We start from the raw sequence: 15,243 nt of genomic DNA on the forward strand, positions 1-15,243 counted from the left end.
GACAACGGCGCGTGCGGCGGGATCCAGGAGTGTCATGAGCAGGCTGAAGAAGTCGGACCGTCCCTACGACATCGTGCTCTTCGGAGCGACGAGCTTCGCGGGCACGCTCACCGCGGAGTACCTCGCCGCGCACGGCCCCGACGGTCTGCGCTGGGCGATCGCCGGACGCAGCGAGGAGAAGCTGCGGGCGCTGCACGAACGGCTGCCCGGGGGCACGGACATCGGGGTGCTCACGGCCGACGTCTCGAACCCGGAGTCGCTGCGCGCCCTCGCCGGGCACGCGCGCGTGCTGGCCACCACGGTCGGCCCCTATCTGACGTACGGCGAGGAGCTCGTCGCCGCCTGCGCGGACGCCGGGACGGACTACCTCGACCTCTCCGGGGAGCCGGAGTTCGTGGACCTGATGTACGTCCGGCACGACGCACGTGCGCGTGAGACGGGTGCCCGGCTGGTGCACGCGTGCGGCTTCGACTCGGTCCCGCACGACCTCGGCGCGTACTTCACGGTCCGGCAGTTGCCGGAGGGCGTGCCGCTGACCGTCGACGGGTTCGTGACCGCGGACGGCATGTTCTCCGGCGGCACCTTCGCCTCGGCGCTCAACCAGTTCGCGCGCGGCCGGCAGATGGTCGCCGCCGCCCGGGACCGGGGACGGCACGAGCCGCGGCTGGTCGGCCGGCGGGCCACCGCGCCGACCGGCACCCCGCGCTACGCCCAGGAGGTCGGCGCGTGGGCCCTGCCGCTGCCGACCATCGACGCGCAGATCGTCCGGCGCTCGGCGAAGGCCCTGGAGCGCTACGGCCCGGACTTCCGTTACCGGCACTACGCGGCCGTACGACGCCTTCCCATGGCGGTGGGTGGGGTCGCGGCCGTGGGCGCGCTGTTCGCGGCGGCCCAGGTACCGTCCGCGCGCCGCTGGCTGTCCGGCCGGGTCAGGCCGGGCGACGGGCCGAGCCCGGAGAAGCGGGCGAAGAGCTGGTTCTCGGTGCGCTTCGTCGGCGAGGGCGGCGGCCGGCGGGTGTTCACCGAGGTCAGGGGCGGCGACCCGGGGTACGACGAGACGGCCAAGATGTTCGCCGAGTCGGCGCTGTCCCTCGCCTTCGACGACCTGCCGGAGACCTCCGGTCAGGTCACGACGGCGGTGGCGATGGGGGACGCGCTGATCGAGCGGCTGGAGCGGGCCGGGATCATCTTCCGGGTGGCGGCGACCAGGTGAGCGCGCCTCAGCAGGACCGGGCACGGCGTCAGCAGGACCGGGCCCGTTGTCAGAAGGACCAGCCCGCGACCGTGTAGATCATCCCCGCGATCCAGCCGAGCCCCGCGAGCACGCCGAGGACCAGAGCTGCGGTCACGGCGCGTTCGACGGGCCGGTTCGGGTCGGCGAGGGGCTTGGGGGAACGGTGGGTCATACGGTGCGTCGTCATGCGGGACAGACTGCCGATCCCGCCGGGGCCCGCACATCCGTACAGATACTCAGACGACGTACTCAGTCCCCCGCCGGTGTGCGGTCAGGACATCGCCTCGCGCAGCGCCCGTCGGCACAGTGCGTCCGCCCTGCGGGTCGTCTCCGGCAAGCGGTAGGCCGGGGTGAGCGCGAGGGTGTGGGCGCAGGCGGTGTCGAGGCTCACGCGATGGCCGACCGAGACGAAGACCGGCTTCACCGCCTCGCGGGTACGCAGGGCCCTGCCGACCTCCTCGGCGCCCGCCATGAGCGGCGTCCACGCGCCGCGCCGGGCGCCGGGATCGTCGTAGGAGAAGGTGAAGGGGTTCTTGGCGACGCCGATCGTGGGCAGGCCGGTGAGGACGCCGAGGTGGCTCGCGAGGCCGAAGCGGCGGGGGTGGGCCAGGCCGTAGCCGTCGCAGACGACGAGGCCGGGCGGGCACGGCAGGGCGTCCAGGGCGGCGAGGACGGTGGGGATCTCGCGGAAGGCGAGCAGGCCGGGGACGTACGGGAAGGAGATCCGGCCCACGGCGGTCGCCTCGGCCACGACCTCCAGGGTCCCCGCGTCCAGCACCACGGCCGCCGCCGCGACCACGTCCCGTTCGTCGTCGTAGGCCACGTCGACCCCGGTGACATGGCCGGTGCCGGGCGGCGGGCCCGGTTCGTCGAGAACGGTCCTGGCCCGCAACTCGTCCTGGACCGCGCGGGCCTGCTCCTCGGTCGCGGGCCAGCCCGCGGGAATGTCCACTGTCGTCATGGTGGGGACGAGGGTACGGCCGGGCGGCGTAGTCTCGCGATCATGTTCGTACTGGAGCTGACCTACAGCGCGCCCCTCGACGCCGTGGACGCCGTGCTGCCGGCCCATGTGACCTGGCTGGACGAGCAGTACGCGCGCGGTGTCTTCCTGGCCTCGGGACGCAAGAACCCCCGCGACGGCGGTGTGATCATCGCCGTCGCGGAGGACCGTGCGCGGATCGAGCAGATCACCGCGGGCGACCCCTTCGTCACGGCGGGGGTGTGCGCGTACCGCGTCACCGAGTTCGCCGCGACGAAGACGGCCCCGGCGCTGGAGCCGTACCGGGAGACGCCCGGGTGAGGGTCAGCCCTTGTTGCCGAGGGCGCGCTGGAGCTGGCTCTTGTTCATGTCCGAACGGCCCTTGACGCCCTTGCGCTTGGCCTCCTCGTAGAGCTGGTCGTAGGTCGGGCCCTGGGAGCCCTTGCCGGACCGCTGGCCGCCCCGCTTGCCGGACGACATGTCCTTGGTGGAGGTGCGGCTGGCGGTCTTGGACTCACCGGAGCGGGCGCGTTCCTTGTTGACCGTGCGGGCCGCGATCTCCTTGGCCCGGCCGGTGCTCTCGCCCCGGTCCTCGGCACTCTTCTTGATGTGCTCGTACTGGCGCTCCCGCTTGGAGTTCGAACCGGCTGGCATGGGGGACCACTCCTTTCGCCGTCGGCGACCGGGTACCCACATTCCGCCACTCAGTGCTCCAGCCGAGCCACCCGCCCCTTCTCGCCCGCGGCCCAGCAGCCGCCGTCGGCCGCGCAGTCCACGGTGTCGTAGGAGCCGGTGTCCACGGTCCGCCAGGTCCGGCCGCCGTCCGTGGTGAGGTCGGTGCCGGTGGGGCCGACCGCGAGGGCGGCGGTGCGGCTGTGCGGGAGCCAGGCGACCCCGGAGCGGTAGGCGGGCGGCGGGTTGGCCGCGGGCTGCCAGGAGCGGCCGGCGTCGGCCGTACGGGCGCCCGCGCGCGGGGACGGCTGGTCCGCGTTGTAGTCGCCGCCGACCGCGAGGCCGTGCGCCCGGTCCCGGAAGGCGAGCGCGAAGACGCCCTTGGCCGAGGCGCCGCCGGGGATCGGCGTGTCGGAGGCCGTCCAGGTCAGGCCCCGGTCGCCGGAGTGCAGTACACGCGCGCGTGCGCCGCCTCCGGTGGCCAGCCAGACATCGCGCGGGCCCGAGCTCACCAGGCACTGCCCGCTCGCCGCGAAGCCCGCCTCGCCGTCGAGCGCGGCCGGCATGCCCTTGTTCGGCAGCACCTTCCAGGAACGGCCGCCGTCGGCGGTCGACAGGATGCGGAACTTCCCGTCCACCGGATCGCTCATGGCGAGTCCGTGGCGGCGGTCGAAAAAGGTGAGGCAGTCGTAGAAGGCCTTGGCATCGGTGTTGCGGAAGGACTCGGTCCAGGTCGCTCCGCCGTCCGCGGTCCGGTACACCCGGGACGCCTCGCCCTCACCGATGGCCAGCACCACGGCCCGGCGCGCGTCGAAGGCCTCGATGTCCCGGAACTGGAGCTCGGCGGCCCCGGCGGGCGAGACGTTTCGCCAGCTCGCCCCGCCGTCGGTGGTGCGCAGCACGGTGCCCTGGGTGCCGGCCAGCCAGGCGGTGTTCCGGCTGACGGCCGCGAGGCCTCGGAAGCGCGCCTCGGGGGCGCCGCTGTCCTTGAGCTCCCCGTGCGGGGTACGGCCGTCCGGGCCGTGTGCCGCGGCCGGTACGGCGGTCAGGGCGGCCAGCGCCGCCGCGGCCGCCGCGCCCGCGGTGACGGTCCGGCGCGTCAGACCCGTACGTCTCTTGTCTCGCGTGTTCCCCAGGAGCCTCATGGCGGGCGAAGCTAGTCCACGCTCCCGGCGCCGTCCAGATGCCCTCGGCGGTGTGCGGACCGGTGCGCGGGGTGTCACGTGTGTCTCGCGGGGCAGGCGAGAGGGACTGGATCACACCGGTGCACGGGGACGGTGACAGAGGTCACTCGACTCTCGTGTACACGGATTGGCCGATTCCGGCGTCTCTTCCATTGCCCGTCCCACCCTCCGAGAGCCCCACCAGCCGTCACAAGGGAGCAAGGCGTTGTCCACCGTCATCGAGCAGCCCGTAGAGGCCCGTCTCGTCGCCGCGGCACCGCGGATGCCGAGCATTCCCGCCACACTGCACTACGACCGCTGCGATCCGTTCGCGGTCCGCATGACCTTCCCCGCGCCCGCCACCCTGGAGGGCGTCGAGGTCTGCTGGACCTTCAGCCGCGAGCTGCTCACGACCGGTCTGCACGAGCCCGAGGGCCACGGCGACGTCCGGGTGCGGCCCTACGGCTACGACCGCACCGTTCTCGAGTTCCACGCCCCCGAGGGCACGGCCGTCGTGCATGTCCGCACGGGCGAGCTGCGCCGGTTCCTGGAGGCGACCAACGAACTCGTGCCGAGCGGTCTGGAGCACCTCCAGCTCGACCTCGACCACGACCTCGCGGAACTGATGCGCGACGCGTACTGAGGTCGGCCGCCCTATCGCACGTCCCCGCGTCCAGCAGCTCCCGCGTGACGCGGAGGGCCGGGTCGCCCGGGACAGGGGTTTGTCGAGCACGTTCGGGGGTTCAGCGGACGGTTCGCGCCCTCGACGGGATGCTTCGGGTCTCCGGGTCGACGGCCCCGGGGGCGATGATGCGTCGGCGCCCGCAGCGAGCTCTGCGGCGGCCCGCACCGGAGTGCGGTCGTTTCCCGGCGCCGCGCGTCGATCCGGCGGTGACGGACAGGGGCGTGCCTCGGCGCCGGTCGCGTTTCCCGGCCCCTTGCAGGGCGGTAATCCGCCGCACGGCACGCGGCACCCGGCACCCGCTCCAGGCCCAGCCATCGCCGTCCGGCGCCCAGCGCTCAGCGCCCAGCGCCCAGGAGGGTCTCCTCCAGATCAGGCGCGTGTGGCGACCCTCGCCGCTGTAGCCGCCCCGCGTACCTCGTGGACGATCTTGCGCAGGACCGGTGACGCCGGGCCGCTGTGTTCGATCAGTTGCTCGGTGTGGGTGTCGTGGCGGTCCTTGCGGGGCAGCAGGGTGCGCAGTTCGGCGGCCGCGGCGAGGGCGCCGAGGGCGGCGTCCCGGTCGGGCAGGTCGGCGGTCGGCCCGCGCAGGATCCGGCGCGCCTCCTCCTGGAGCGCCTCCGCCACGGCCGGTCGCGCCAGTTCGTGGTCGACCGTGGGGAAGAGCCCGAGGGCCCGCTTCTTCCGGGCCCGCAGATATCCGCCCGCGGTGAGCTGCTCCCGTACGGCGTCCAGGGTGACCCGGGCGTGCAGCGTCACCCAGGCCCGCCACCGGTGCGGGCGGGATTCGCGGACCAGTTCGAGGAGCCCGTCCAGGACCGGGTCCCCGGTGGACGCGTCCATGTCGACCGGCGTCGCGATGCCGTCCTCGTCGAGGAGCAGACCGCGCTGGGCGAGTTCGGCGAGGGCACCGGCCCGGACCAGCTGGGGGACCTGCGCGGCACCGGTGACCTCGGACTTCGAGGTGTCCCAGGCCAGCAGGTAGAGACGGGCCGGCAGGGAGAGCGAGCCGTCGGTCACGGGGCCTCCTTCGAACTTCGGGCCGTTGATTCTCGGCGGGTGATTCTCCGGCCGTTGACTCGTCGGCCGTTAATTCGTTGACAGCCTCGCGGCCGCCTCGTACGTTGTAGAACGCTTCTGTTGCCGTCGATCGGAGAAGGACGTTGCTCGTCTGAGGTCCTGAGACACCGTGTCACACACCTGAGGTGTGTGCGCTGCGTGCGACCTCGGCACACGAGCCGTTCCCGACGAGCAGGGCCCTTCCCGCGCCCCCCGGTTTCCCTCGTCTCCCGTAGGTCGCAGGTGTCTCGATACGCGATTGCCCCTTCTCGCTTCGAGCAACCGCGGAGACTCTTATGTCTGCTTCCATCACCTGCACCTCGCTCGCCTTCGCCTGGCCCGACGGCACCGCCGTCTTCGAGGGCATGGACATCGCCTTCGGCCCCGGCCGTACCGGTCTCGTCGGCGTCAACGGATCAGGTAAATCCACCCTGTTGAAGCTGATCGCCGGTGAACTCACCCCGGCCGACGGCACCGTCCGCGTCGCGGGCGAGGTCGGCTACCTCCCGCAGAACGTCACCCTGGACACCGGTCTGAAGGTCGACCAGGCGCTCGGCATCGCCGCCCGGCGCGCCGCCCTGCACGCCATCGAGGCCGGCGACGTGGCCGAGGAGCACTTCGAGACGGTCGGCGACGACTGGGACGTCGAGGAGCGCGCCCTGGCCACGCTCGGCGAACTCGGCCTCGGTCACATCGGGTTGGACCGCACGATCGGCGAGGTCTCGGGCGGCGAGTCGGTACTGCTGCGCCTCGCCGCGCTGCTGCTGCGCCGCCCGGACGTCCTGCTCCTCGACGAACCGACCAACAACCTCGACCTGTACGCCCGCAGGCGGCTGTACGCGGCCGTGGCGTCCTGGCCGGGGGTCATGGTCGTGGTCAGCCACGACCGCGAACTCCTCGACCTGGTCGACCAGATCGCCGATCTGCGCGCCGGGGAGGTCACCTGGTACGGCGGCAACTACTCCGCCTACGAGGAGGCCCTCGCCGTCGAACAGGAGGCGGCGGAACGGATGGTGCGCGTCGCCGAGTCCGACTTCCGCAAGCAGAAACGCGAACTGGCCGACGCACAGGTCAAGTTGGCCCGTCGCAAGCGGTACGGCCAGAAGATGTTCGAGCAGAAGCGCGAGCCGAAGATCGTCATGGGGGCACGCAAACGGGCGGCCCAGGAGTCCGCGGGCAAGCACCGCATCATGCACGAGGAACGGCTCTCGGAGGCGAAGGACCGGCTGGACGAGGCGGTGGAGGCCGTACGGGACGACGACGAGATCCGCGTCGACCTGCCGTACACGGCCGTACCGCCGGGCCGTACGGTCCTGACCCTCATGGACCTCGAACTCGCCTACGGCGCACGGGTCATGGGCGGCTTCGACCTCCGGGGGCCCGAGCGGGTGGCGCTGATCGGGCGCAACGGCGCGGGCAAGACGACGCTGCTGCGCACCATCGCCGGGGAGCTGGAGGCGGTGTCGGGCGAGGCCACGGCCCACGTCCCGCTCCGTTTCCTGCCCCAGCGCCTGGACGTCCTCGACGGCGAGCTGTCGGTCGCCGAGAACGTGGCCCGGTTCGCGCCGGGCGCCACGAACAACCGGGTGCGGGCCCGTCTCGCCCGCTTCCTGTTCCGGGGCGCCCGGGCCGACCAGCTGGCGGCGACGCTGTCCGGCGGCGAACGATTCCGGGCGGCGCTGGCCGCGCTGATGCTGGCCGAACCGGCACCCCAGCTGCTCATGCTCGACGAGCCGACGAACAACCTCGACATGGCGAGCGTGCGGCAGCTGACCACGGCCCTGGAGTCGTACGAGGGCGCGCTGGTCGTGGCCAGTCACGACCTGCCGTTCCTGGAGTCGCTCGGCATCACGCGCTGGTTGATGCTGGACGGCGAGCTGCGGGAGATCACCCCGGACGAGCTGGAGTTCTCGGCGTAGCGTCCACGACGGCCGCGAGGTCCGTGCCCGCCCGGAGCAGCGCCACGCTCCGGGCGGCGATCCGGTCCAGCCGGGCCTGGAGGAGGCGCCGGGCGTCCTCCAGGCCGTCGAGGTCGCCCAGCGCGCCCATGATCTCGCGCACGGCCGGGATGCCGTAGCCGCCGGCGCGCAGGGCGACGACGACGCGGGCCCGCGCCGATCGCCGCGGGGCCGTAGCGGCGCGCCCGCAGGGTGGTCACCCGCTCCGGACGCACCAGGCCCTCGTCCTCCCAGAACCGCAGCGTCGAGGACCGTACACCGAGGGCCTCCGCGAGCCGCGTGATCGTCATGTGGTCGTCGCCCCGGACGGCCGCTTCGTCCTGGATGGTGCGGAGGGCCCGCTGCGCGCGCAGTGTCCCGTCGCGTTCCCGCGCGAGCGGGGCGTGGACCCCGTTCACCGCCGCGGCCGCCTCCGTGAGCGTCCCCGTCCGCAGCTCGGCCAGCAGGCGGCGGGCCTCGACGGGCCCTCACGGCATCCGCGAGCCCCGCGGTAGGCCCGCAGGGCGTGCACATGGGTCGCTGTGCAGGGGCGGTAGCCGTTCCCCGACCGCGGGGCGGGCGGACGGACTCCCCGCCGCTCCAGATCGCGCACCTGCTGCACCGGCCGGTGTGGACCGTCGATGTCGCCAGGGAGTCCGGATACTTGCGCGGCTTCGACGGGGCCCTCGTGGTCGTCCCGGAGCCGGGTGGGGACTCCCCCGAGATCGCGTGGGGCGACGCGTTCTTCTACTACGCCCCGACGGGGAGATGCCCCGGAACACCCAGCCGTACGGGACGATCGTCACCAAGGACTACCCGAGCGACACCGCCTCGGACCTCGACCCGCCGGGCCGCCGGCGGGTCAACGTCCAGGTCGGCCGTACGGTGGTCCCGGCCCTCCTCGGACCGGAGCATGACCCCGCGGCCGCCGACGTGCTGCTGCCGCATCCGGTCTACGGCGCCCTCGGCTGGATCTGCGTCGTGAACCCGGGCGAACGGACGACGGGGACGGTCGTACGACTGCTGCGGGAGGCCCATGAGGCGGCACGCGCGCGTGCGGCCCGACGGCGCTCGTGAACCGTGGCGCGACGGCGCTCGTCAGCGGTGGCGCGTCTCAGGAGGGCCACAGCCTGACGCGGGGGGTTTTGTCGACACGGACCGGGCCTGCATGATGGCTGACCGGCGCCCGTCACGGGCACCGCCCCTGTCCCGCCGATACGGAGTTCCCTCGTGCCCAGCAAGAAGGCCCTCGTCCGCCGCCCCGGTCCGCGTCTCGCCGAAGGCCTGGTGACGCACATCGAGCGGGAGAAGGTCGACGTCGACCTCGCGCTCGAACAGTGGGAGGCGTACGTCGAGGCCCTGCGCGCGCACGGCTGGGAGACCGTCGAGGTGGACCCCGAGGAGGACTGCCCCGACTCGGTGTTCGTCGAGGACACCGTGGTCATGTACAAGAACGTCGCCCTGATCGCCCGCTCCGGCGCCGAGTCCCGGCGTGCGGAGACCGTCGGCGTCGAGGAGGCCGTGGCCCGGCTCGGCTGCTCGGTGAACTGGATCTGGGAGCCCGGCACCCTGGACGGCGGTGACGTCCTCAAGGTCGGTGACACGATCTACGTGGGCCGGGGCGGGCGCACCAACGCGGCCGGCGTCCAGCAGCTGCGGGCCGCGTTCGAGCCGCTGGGGGCCCAGGTGGTCGTCGTACCGGTGAGCAAGGTGCTGCACCTGAAGTCGGCGGTCACGGCGCTGCCCGACGGCACCGTCATCGGGCACATCCCCAAGGTGGACCGGCCCTCGCTCTTCCCGCGCTTCCTGTCGGTGCCCGAGGAGTCCGGCTCCCATGTCGTCCTGCTCGGCGGCCCCAAGGTGCTGATGGCCGCGAGCGCGCCCAAGACGGCGGAACTGCTCGGCGATCTCGGCTTCGAGCCCGTGGTGGTGGACATCAGCGAGTTCGAGAAGCTCGAAGGATGTGTGACATGCCTCTCGGTCCGGCTGCGGGACCTCTACGCCTGACCGGGTGAACGCACCACTCCAACAGCCCCGGACCTGCGCTTCCGAGCAGCTTGTCATGCCCGGGAAACACCGCTGATCAGGGATCTTTACGGCGTTCTTAACCTACGGCCTCGTAACCTACGGTTTCGTAGCCTACGATTCCGTAGGTTCCCGGCACCGCTCGCCGGCTCCCCCCGTATCGCCGTGTCCCCCTGGAGTACCTGTGACGATCACTTCCCCTCACCTCGGCAGCCCGTCCTCCGAGTGGACCGACGCGCGACTGCTGTACGCGCTGGAGGAAGTGGTCGAGAAGGAACTCAACCGGCATCTGAAGGTGACCAAGGACTGGATGCCGCACGAGTACGTCCCGTGGAGCGACGGCCGCAACTTCCCCGGTTTCTTCGAGGACGGCGAGGCCTGGGGCAAGGAGCAGTCCAAGGTCACCGAGATCGGCCGGATCGCCCTGGTGGTGAACCTGCTCACCGAGGACAACCTCCCCAGCTACCACCACGAGATCGCCTCGCTCTTCGGCCGTGACGGCGCCTGGGGCACCTGGGTGCACCGCTGGACCGCCGAGGAGGGCCGGCACGGCATCGTGATGCGTGACTACCTGCTCACCTCGCGCGCGGTGGACCCGGACAAGCTGGAGCAGTTCCGGATGGCCCACATGAGCGAGGGCTTCGAGTCGGACAACCGTCACTCGATGCTGCACTCGGTGGCCTACGTGGCCTTCCAGGAGCTCGCGACCCGGGTCTCGCACCGCAACACCGGCCACCAGTCCGGCGACCCGGTCTGCGACCGCATGCTGGCGCGCATCGCGACTGACGAGAACCTGCACATGGTGTTCTACCGGAACCTGCTGAAGGCGGCCTTCGAGCTGGCGCCCGACCTGACGATGATGGCGGTGCGGGACGTCATCGTGAACTTCCGGATGCCCGGTCACGGCATGCCCGGCTTCGAGCGGGCCGCCGCGCAGATGGCGATCGGCGAGATCTACAACATGCGCATCCACCACGACGACGTGCTCCAGCCCGTCCTGCGCTTCCTGAAGGTCATGGAGATCGACGGGCTCGGCCCCGAGGGGCAGCAGGCCCAGGACGAACTCGGTCTGTTCATGGGCGGCCTGGACGCCGAGGCCCTGAAGTTCGACGAGAAGCTCGCGGCCCGCAAGGCGCGGATGGCGGCTCGCGCGGGGGCCTGACGCCCTCCGGGACGGTGGGCCGAATATCCGGTGCGGGCCGTCCGCCGCCTGCGGCATCATGCGGCCATGCGTGACAGCAGCACGGATCAGCGGGCCGTCGGCTTCCTGCTGGACCTGATCGACGCCGACCCCGCCGCCCGGATACGGCGGCGGATCGGCGCGCCGCGACCGGGCGGCAACCGGCGCCGGGTCGCCCAAGCCGTTCTGAAGCTGACCGCGGTCCCCTCCTCCGTGCTGGTGTGGATCCTGGAGGAGGACGACCCCGAGCTCAACGCGGCCGTGTACGCGCACCCTTCGGCCGACCCGACGTTGCGGCGGGCGGTGCTGCGGGGCGTGCCGTTCGGTCCGGGCCGCAAGGGGCCCCTTCCCGTGGACATCGGTCTGCGCAAGCACGCGGACGAGCCCGAGGTGCCGCAGGCCGTCGTGGCGCGGGGGCTCGTCGGCGCGTTGCGGGCGGCCACCGCCATGGGGCCGGCCAGGGTCGCCGCGTCCATGGTGCTGGGGCACGGCGACTGGCGGACGGTCACCGCGGCCGACCGCGAGCGGCCCCTGCCCGGTTACGCGCGCTGGGCCCTCGCGGTCCGTCCGGACTGCCCGCCCGCGCTGCGCGCGCAGTTCGGCAGCCACCCCAAGTTCGACCACCGCGTCCGGCAGGCGGGAGTCCTGGCCGGTCCCGGGGTGTACGCGACCGCGCACGGACCGGCCGCGCAGGTGCTTAAGGTGCTGTCCCTGGGCCCGGCGCTGTTCCCCACGCGCGTGCGCGAGGCCGAGGACGCCCTGCGCCCCCTCGTGCGCGACCACCTGGGCGACCGCGAGGAGGCCTGGGCGGTCCTCGCACAACTCCTCGAGACATACCACGGCACGGCGCCGGAACTGATCATGACGGCGGGCGCGATCGCCTGACTTTCCGGAAGAAGGCGGGCGCGATCGTCTGACCCTGCCGGCAGGCAGGGGGCGGGGCGGCTGGATTCGAACCAGCGTGTCCCAGTTTTGGAGACCGGTGCGACTGCCTCTGCGCTACGGCCCCGCCCTTGGTCCCGAGCGTAATGCGCTGGCCGGTTGTCAGTGGGCGCTGCTACCAATGAGGCACGGGGGATTTCGGTACGGGGGGCTCGGCATGGCGTACGGAGAGCGGGGGCGGCGTGTTCCGGTGGTCGACCTGGCCGACCGCAGGGCGCTGGAGCGGTACCGCCCGGCGGACGCGGCGGTGGTCGAGGAGGCGCGGCGGCTGAAGGAGGCCGCGCTGCTGGACTTCGGGCTGACCGAGTCGGCGGTGGCGTCCTGGCTGTACGCCAAGTGCCGGCACCAGATCCCGACGACCGCGGTCGACACGGCGGCCGTGGTGGCTTCCGGCGACGGCTCCTGCCTGCTGCTGTACAACCCGGACTTCTTCGTGGCCCTCGGCCTGGACGGCGTCAAGTTCGTGCTGTTCCACGAGGCCCGGCACCTCGTGCAGCGGCACCTGTTCACCGACCCCGAGCTGCGCGCGGACCCGGTGTTCGAGCTGGCCTGCGAGGTGTCCGTCAACCATGTGGCGCTGGTCCGGCTGGACCGGCGGGAGCTGCCCTTGTGCGACGGCCGCCCGACGGGCGTCGACCCTCGCGAGGTGTACGACGCCTACGTCCTCGACCTGACGGGACACGGCCTGGAGCCGGTGCCGTACGAGACGTTCACCGAGACGGACATGCGGGTGTACGGCGAGCTGAAGCGCATGCACTGCCCGCCCGTCCCCGAGCGGCGGCTGTGCGTGCACCTGCGGGAAGGCGGCGTCCCGGCCGACCAGGAGACCGTCGACGCGGTCGCCTCCTCGGCGCTGCTCAACTCCCTGCTGGCGGCCCGGCGGGGGCACACGGGCGCCGAGCGGGAGCTGCTCGACCTGATGGGCCGCACCGAGGACGGCAACACGCGTGCCGCGCAAATCTGGGGCAGCCTGGGCGCGGGCGCCCTGCGCGGCGAGACCACGCGCACGCGTACGGTCGACTGGTGGCAGCGCTGGCTCGTCGACGTGCTCGGCTCCAGACTCCGCGACGGCGAGCGGCTGGTGTACCCGAAGAAGCGGGGCGCGCTGCTCGCCGCTCTCGGCCAGGACCCGATGCTCTCGCGGCGCGGCCCGGTGCGGGAGAAGGTGCTGGTCGTCGCGTACGACACCTCGGGCTCCATGCCGGACCACGTCGTCGAGTGGCTCACCCGGCTCGTGGGGCGGATCGACGGGGTCGAGGCGCACTGGCTCTCCTTCGACGCCGTGGTGATGCCGTTCAAGCCCGGCGAGCGGGTGTACGGCGGAGGCGGCACGAGCTTCCAGGTGGTCGCCGACTACGTGGAGGGCCGCACGGAGGTCGACGGAAGGCGCTTCGACGTCACCCCGGACGCCGTCGTGATGCTCACCGACGGCTACGCCCCACCGATCACGCCCGCCGAGCCGGACAAGTGGATCTGGCTGATCACGGAGGGCGGCCATGAGTGGCCCGAGACGCACACCCCTGCGATGGACTGCCATCGCGTCACCACAGGATCGCGGTAAATGACAACGGACACGGAGCAGTTGACGGCCTCCCGGACGGCCTCCCGGCTGGAGTCCTTCATCGACGCGATGATCGACATGGGGCAGACGGGGCAGATCTTCGGCGAACACGGCATCGGCAAGACGGCTACGTTCTTCTCGCACATCGGCCGGACGTACCCGGACGCCACGCTGGTGTACGTCCCCGCGGCGAACCTCACCCCGGACGACCTGCTGGTCAACGCGCCGGTGCGCGACCCGCAGAGCGGTGAACTGGTCCTGCGCCAGCTGGTGATGAGCCAGCTCAAACCGGGGCGGCCGTTCGTGCTGCTCATCGACGACTCGCTTCAGGCGGGCGAGACGATCCAGTCGCAGCTGATGCAGATCGCCTGCGACTGGACGCTCGGGGAGCACGATCTGCGGGCGCTCGGCTGCGTCGGCGTCTTCCTCACGGACAACGAGTCGCTGGCCGAGACCTCGGCCCGGCGCAGCGACCTCGCGCTCCTGGACCGCATGGTGACGCTGCGGATCACGGCGAACGACACCTCGTGGCGGCGGCACCTGGCGGCCAAGTACCGCCCGTGGGACCTGCGTCCGGTGTTCTCGCTGTGGGCGTCGCTCTCCCCCGCCCTGCGCGAGCTGCTGTCCCCGCGCACCCTCGACCACGTCCTGGCGAACGCCCGCGAGGGCTTCCCGCTGTGCTGGGGCCTGCCGCTGGTCGACGGGGAGCGGCTGCGGCTCGCCGAGCCGGGCCGGGACGGCAGACCGGGGCAGAACCGTACGGCGGAGATCCTGGACCGCGTCGCGCGGTCGCTCGGCGTGCCCAACCCCGCGACGATCCCCGACCCCGTACGGCAGGTCGTGCGGGCCGCGCTGCGGAACCGCTGGACGGTGCTGCTCCAGGGCCCGCCGGGCTGCGGCAAGACGGAGCTGGTGCGGGAGACGGTCCGCGCGGGGCTGGGCCGGGAGCCGCTGTACTTCTCGCTGCCGGTGACCAACGTCGAGGACCTGTGCGCGCCGATCCCCTCGGCCGACGGCACCCTCGACAACCTGCTGGCCGCGAAGTTCACCGGGCCCGAGCCCAAGGCGATCGTGTGGGACGAGTACAACCGGCCCAAGGACAAGGCCGCGTTCGCCAAGCTCATGGAGATCACGCAGGAGTGGTCGCTGGCGGGGCGCCGGATCGAGAACCTGCGGGCGCAGATCGCGGTGCAGAATCCGCCGTACCACCTGGGCCGCAAGATGCTGGTGGCGCGCAACAACATCGCGCAGGCGACCCGGTTCACGGCCTCGCTCCAGGTCGAGCCCGAGGACATACCGGCCAACGAGTGGCTGCTGGCCCGGTACGGCTCGGACGCCGAGACGGTCCTGGAGTGGTGGAAGCACGACATCGACGACGAGGGGCGGGCCTGGATCACCAAGCGCACGCTGGAGCGGCTGATCAAGCTGCACCGGCGCGGACTGCCGCTGGAGATGGGCACGGTGTATCTCGGCGACGGCGAGTACGCGCCGGTCCCGCTCACCGCGCTGATCGACCGCTTCCGGGGCCGTCCGGTCACGGGTCTGCGCGAGCTCGCACGGGACGTCGCCGCCTGGGAGAACCGGCTGCGCCGCGCCGCCGGCCACTCCTCGGAGGGCGGCGACGACAGCGACGTCGTCCACCAGATCCTCGCCAACGCGGAGTTGTCGCAGCTGCGCAAGCACCGCGAGGCCGTGACCCGTCTCGTCGCCCTGCTGCCGGCGAAGCTCCGGGCGACCTATCTGGTGGGCGCGTCGGCACAGCAACAGCGCTTCTGGACGGAGGTGTTCATCGCGATGGCCCGCTGACCG

General features: G+C 72.3%; 14 protein-coding genes, 1 tRNA gene and 2 pseudogenes. 10 read left to right on the forward strand and 7 right to left on the reverse strand.

Features of this window, described 5'->3' with window-relative positions; translation table 11 throughout:
* Window positions 1–34 precede the first annotated feature (34 nt).
* Window positions 35–1,213, forward strand: coding sequence for a saccharopine dehydrogenase family protein (locus OHN19_RS06665; RefSeq protein ID WP_330263256.1), 1,179 nt, complete (start codon window positions 35–37; stop codon window positions 1,211–1,213).
* 49 nt (window positions 1,214–1,262) lie between these two features.
* On the opposite strand, the gene mmpA is transcribed toward OHN19_RS06665, so the two are convergent.
* Together mmpA and OHN19_RS06675 are read right to left on the reverse strand one after the other, a co-directional pair.
* A complete protein-coding gene (mmpA, locus tag OHN19_RS06670; RefSeq protein ID WP_086723806.1) occupies window positions 1,263–1,421 on the reverse strand; it encodes a morphogenic membrane protein MmpA in 159 nt (52 codons plus the stop codon).
* 84 nt (window positions 1,422–1,505) lie between these two features.
* Window positions 1,506–2,195: an endonuclease V gene (locus tag OHN19_RS06675; RefSeq protein WP_330263257.1), complete on the reverse strand. Its 690-nt coding sequence runs from the start codon at window positions 2,193–2,195 to the stop codon at window positions 1,506–1,508.
* Window positions 2,196–2,237: 42 nt separating this feature from the next.
* Between OHN19_RS06675 and OHN19_RS06680 the strand changes: the two genes are divergently transcribed.
* Entirely contained in the window at window positions 2,238–2,534 is a 297-nt protein-coding gene (locus OHN19_RS06680) for a YciI family protein (protein ID WP_330263258.1), read from the forward strand.
* 3 nt (window positions 2,535–2,537) lie between these two features.
* Here the strand turns inward: OHN19_RS06680 and OHN19_RS06685 are convergent, their stop codons facing one another.
* Entirely contained in the window at window positions 2,538–2,867 is a 330-nt protein-coding gene (locus OHN19_RS06685) for a hypothetical protein (RefSeq protein ID WP_053849163.1), read from the reverse strand.
* 50 nt (window positions 2,868–2,917) lie between these two features.
* The gene (locus tag OHN19_RS06690; RefSeq protein ID WP_330263259.1) at window positions 2,918–4,030 is read right to left on the reverse strand and encodes an oxidoreductase; all 1,113 of its coding nucleotides are present in this window, start codon (window positions 4,028–4,030) and stop codon (window positions 2,918–2,920) included.
* 244 nt (window positions 4,031–4,274) lie between these two features.
* Between OHN19_RS06690 and OHN19_RS06695 the strand changes: the two genes are divergently transcribed.
* Window positions 4,275–4,691, forward strand: coding sequence for an SsgA family sporulation/cell division regulator (locus tag OHN19_RS06695; protein WP_123764420.1), 417 nt, complete (start codon window positions 4,275–4,277; stop codon window positions 4,689–4,691).
* A 411-nt stretch (window positions 4,692–5,102) separates the two neighbouring features.
* Here the strand turns inward: OHN19_RS06695 and OHN19_RS06700 are convergent, their stop codons facing one another.
* Complete coding sequence (locus OHN19_RS06700) at window positions 5,103–5,750, reverse strand: GOLPH3/VPS74 family protein (RefSeq protein ID WP_330263260.1); 648 nt, start codon at window positions 5,748–5,750, stop codon at window positions 5,103–5,105.
* A gap of 335 nt (window positions 5,751–6,085) precedes the next feature.
* Here OHN19_RS06700 and OHN19_RS06705 point away from each other — a divergent pair, with 335 nt between their 5' ends.
* Window positions 6,086–7,708, forward strand: a complete 1,623-nt coding sequence (locus OHN19_RS06705; protein WP_330263261.1) for an ABC-F family ATP-binding cassette domain-containing protein — start codon at window positions 6,086–6,088, stop codon at window positions 7,706–7,708.
* Here the strand turns inward: OHN19_RS06705 and OHN19_RS06710 are convergent.
* A pseudogene (locus tag OHN19_RS06710) lies at window positions 7,677–8,348 on the reverse strand (MerR family transcriptional regulator). The gene OHN19_RS06705 and the pseudogene OHN19_RS06710 sit on opposite strands and share 32 nt — an antisense overlap.
* Before the next feature lie 42 nt (window positions 8,349–8,390).
* On the opposite strand from OHN19_RS06710, the pseudogene OHN19_RS06715 reads away from it, so the two are divergent.
* From OHN19_RS06715 to OHN19_RS06730, 4 genes and pseudogenes are all read left to right on the forward strand, one after another.
* A pseudogene (locus OHN19_RS06715) lies at window positions 8,391–8,803 on the forward strand (DUF6194 family protein).
* Window positions 8,804–8,956: 153 nt separating this feature from the next.
* On the forward strand, window positions 8,957–9,733 hold the full coding sequence (gene ddaH, locus OHN19_RS06720) for a dimethylargininase (protein ID WP_330263262.1): 777 nt from the start codon (window positions 8,957–8,959) through the stop codon (window positions 9,731–9,733).
* A 202-nt stretch (window positions 9,734–9,935) separates the two neighbouring features.
* Entirely contained in the window at window positions 9,936–10,913 is a 978-nt protein-coding gene (locus OHN19_RS06725; protein ID WP_330263263.1) for an acyl-ACP desaturase, read from the forward strand.
* A 66-nt stretch (window positions 10,914–10,979) separates the two neighbouring features.
* Window positions 10,980–11,816, forward strand: a complete 837-nt coding sequence (locus OHN19_RS06730) for a hypothetical protein (RefSeq protein WP_330263264.1) — start codon at window positions 10,980–10,982, stop codon at window positions 11,814–11,816.
* 50 nt (window positions 11,817–11,866) lie between these two features.
* Here the strand turns inward: OHN19_RS06730 and OHN19_RS06735 are convergent.
* Window positions 11,867–11,942: transfer RNA gene (locus OHN19_RS06735), tRNA-Trp, on the reverse strand.
* A gap of 88 nt (window positions 11,943–12,030) precedes the next feature.
* Here OHN19_RS06735 and OHN19_RS06740 point away from each other — a divergent pair.
* Together OHN19_RS06740 and OHN19_RS06745 are read left to right on the forward strand one after the other, a co-directional pair.
* Entirely contained in the window at window positions 12,031–13,434 is a 1,404-nt protein-coding gene (locus OHN19_RS06740) for a DUF2201 family putative metallopeptidase (protein WP_330263265.1), read from the forward strand.
* Window positions 13,435–15,240, forward strand: coding sequence for an AAA family ATPase (locus OHN19_RS06745; RefSeq protein WP_330263266.1), 1,806 nt, complete (start codon window positions 13,435–13,437; stop codon window positions 15,238–15,240).
* The last annotated feature ends 3 nt before the right edge of the window (window positions 15,241–15,243 follow it).

It is taken from the genome of Streptomyces griseorubiginosus, from assembly GCF_036345115.1.
GTDB classification, from domain to species: Bacteria; Actinomycetota; Actinomycetes; order Streptomycetales; family Streptomycetaceae; genus Streptomyces; species Streptomyces griseorubiginosus_C.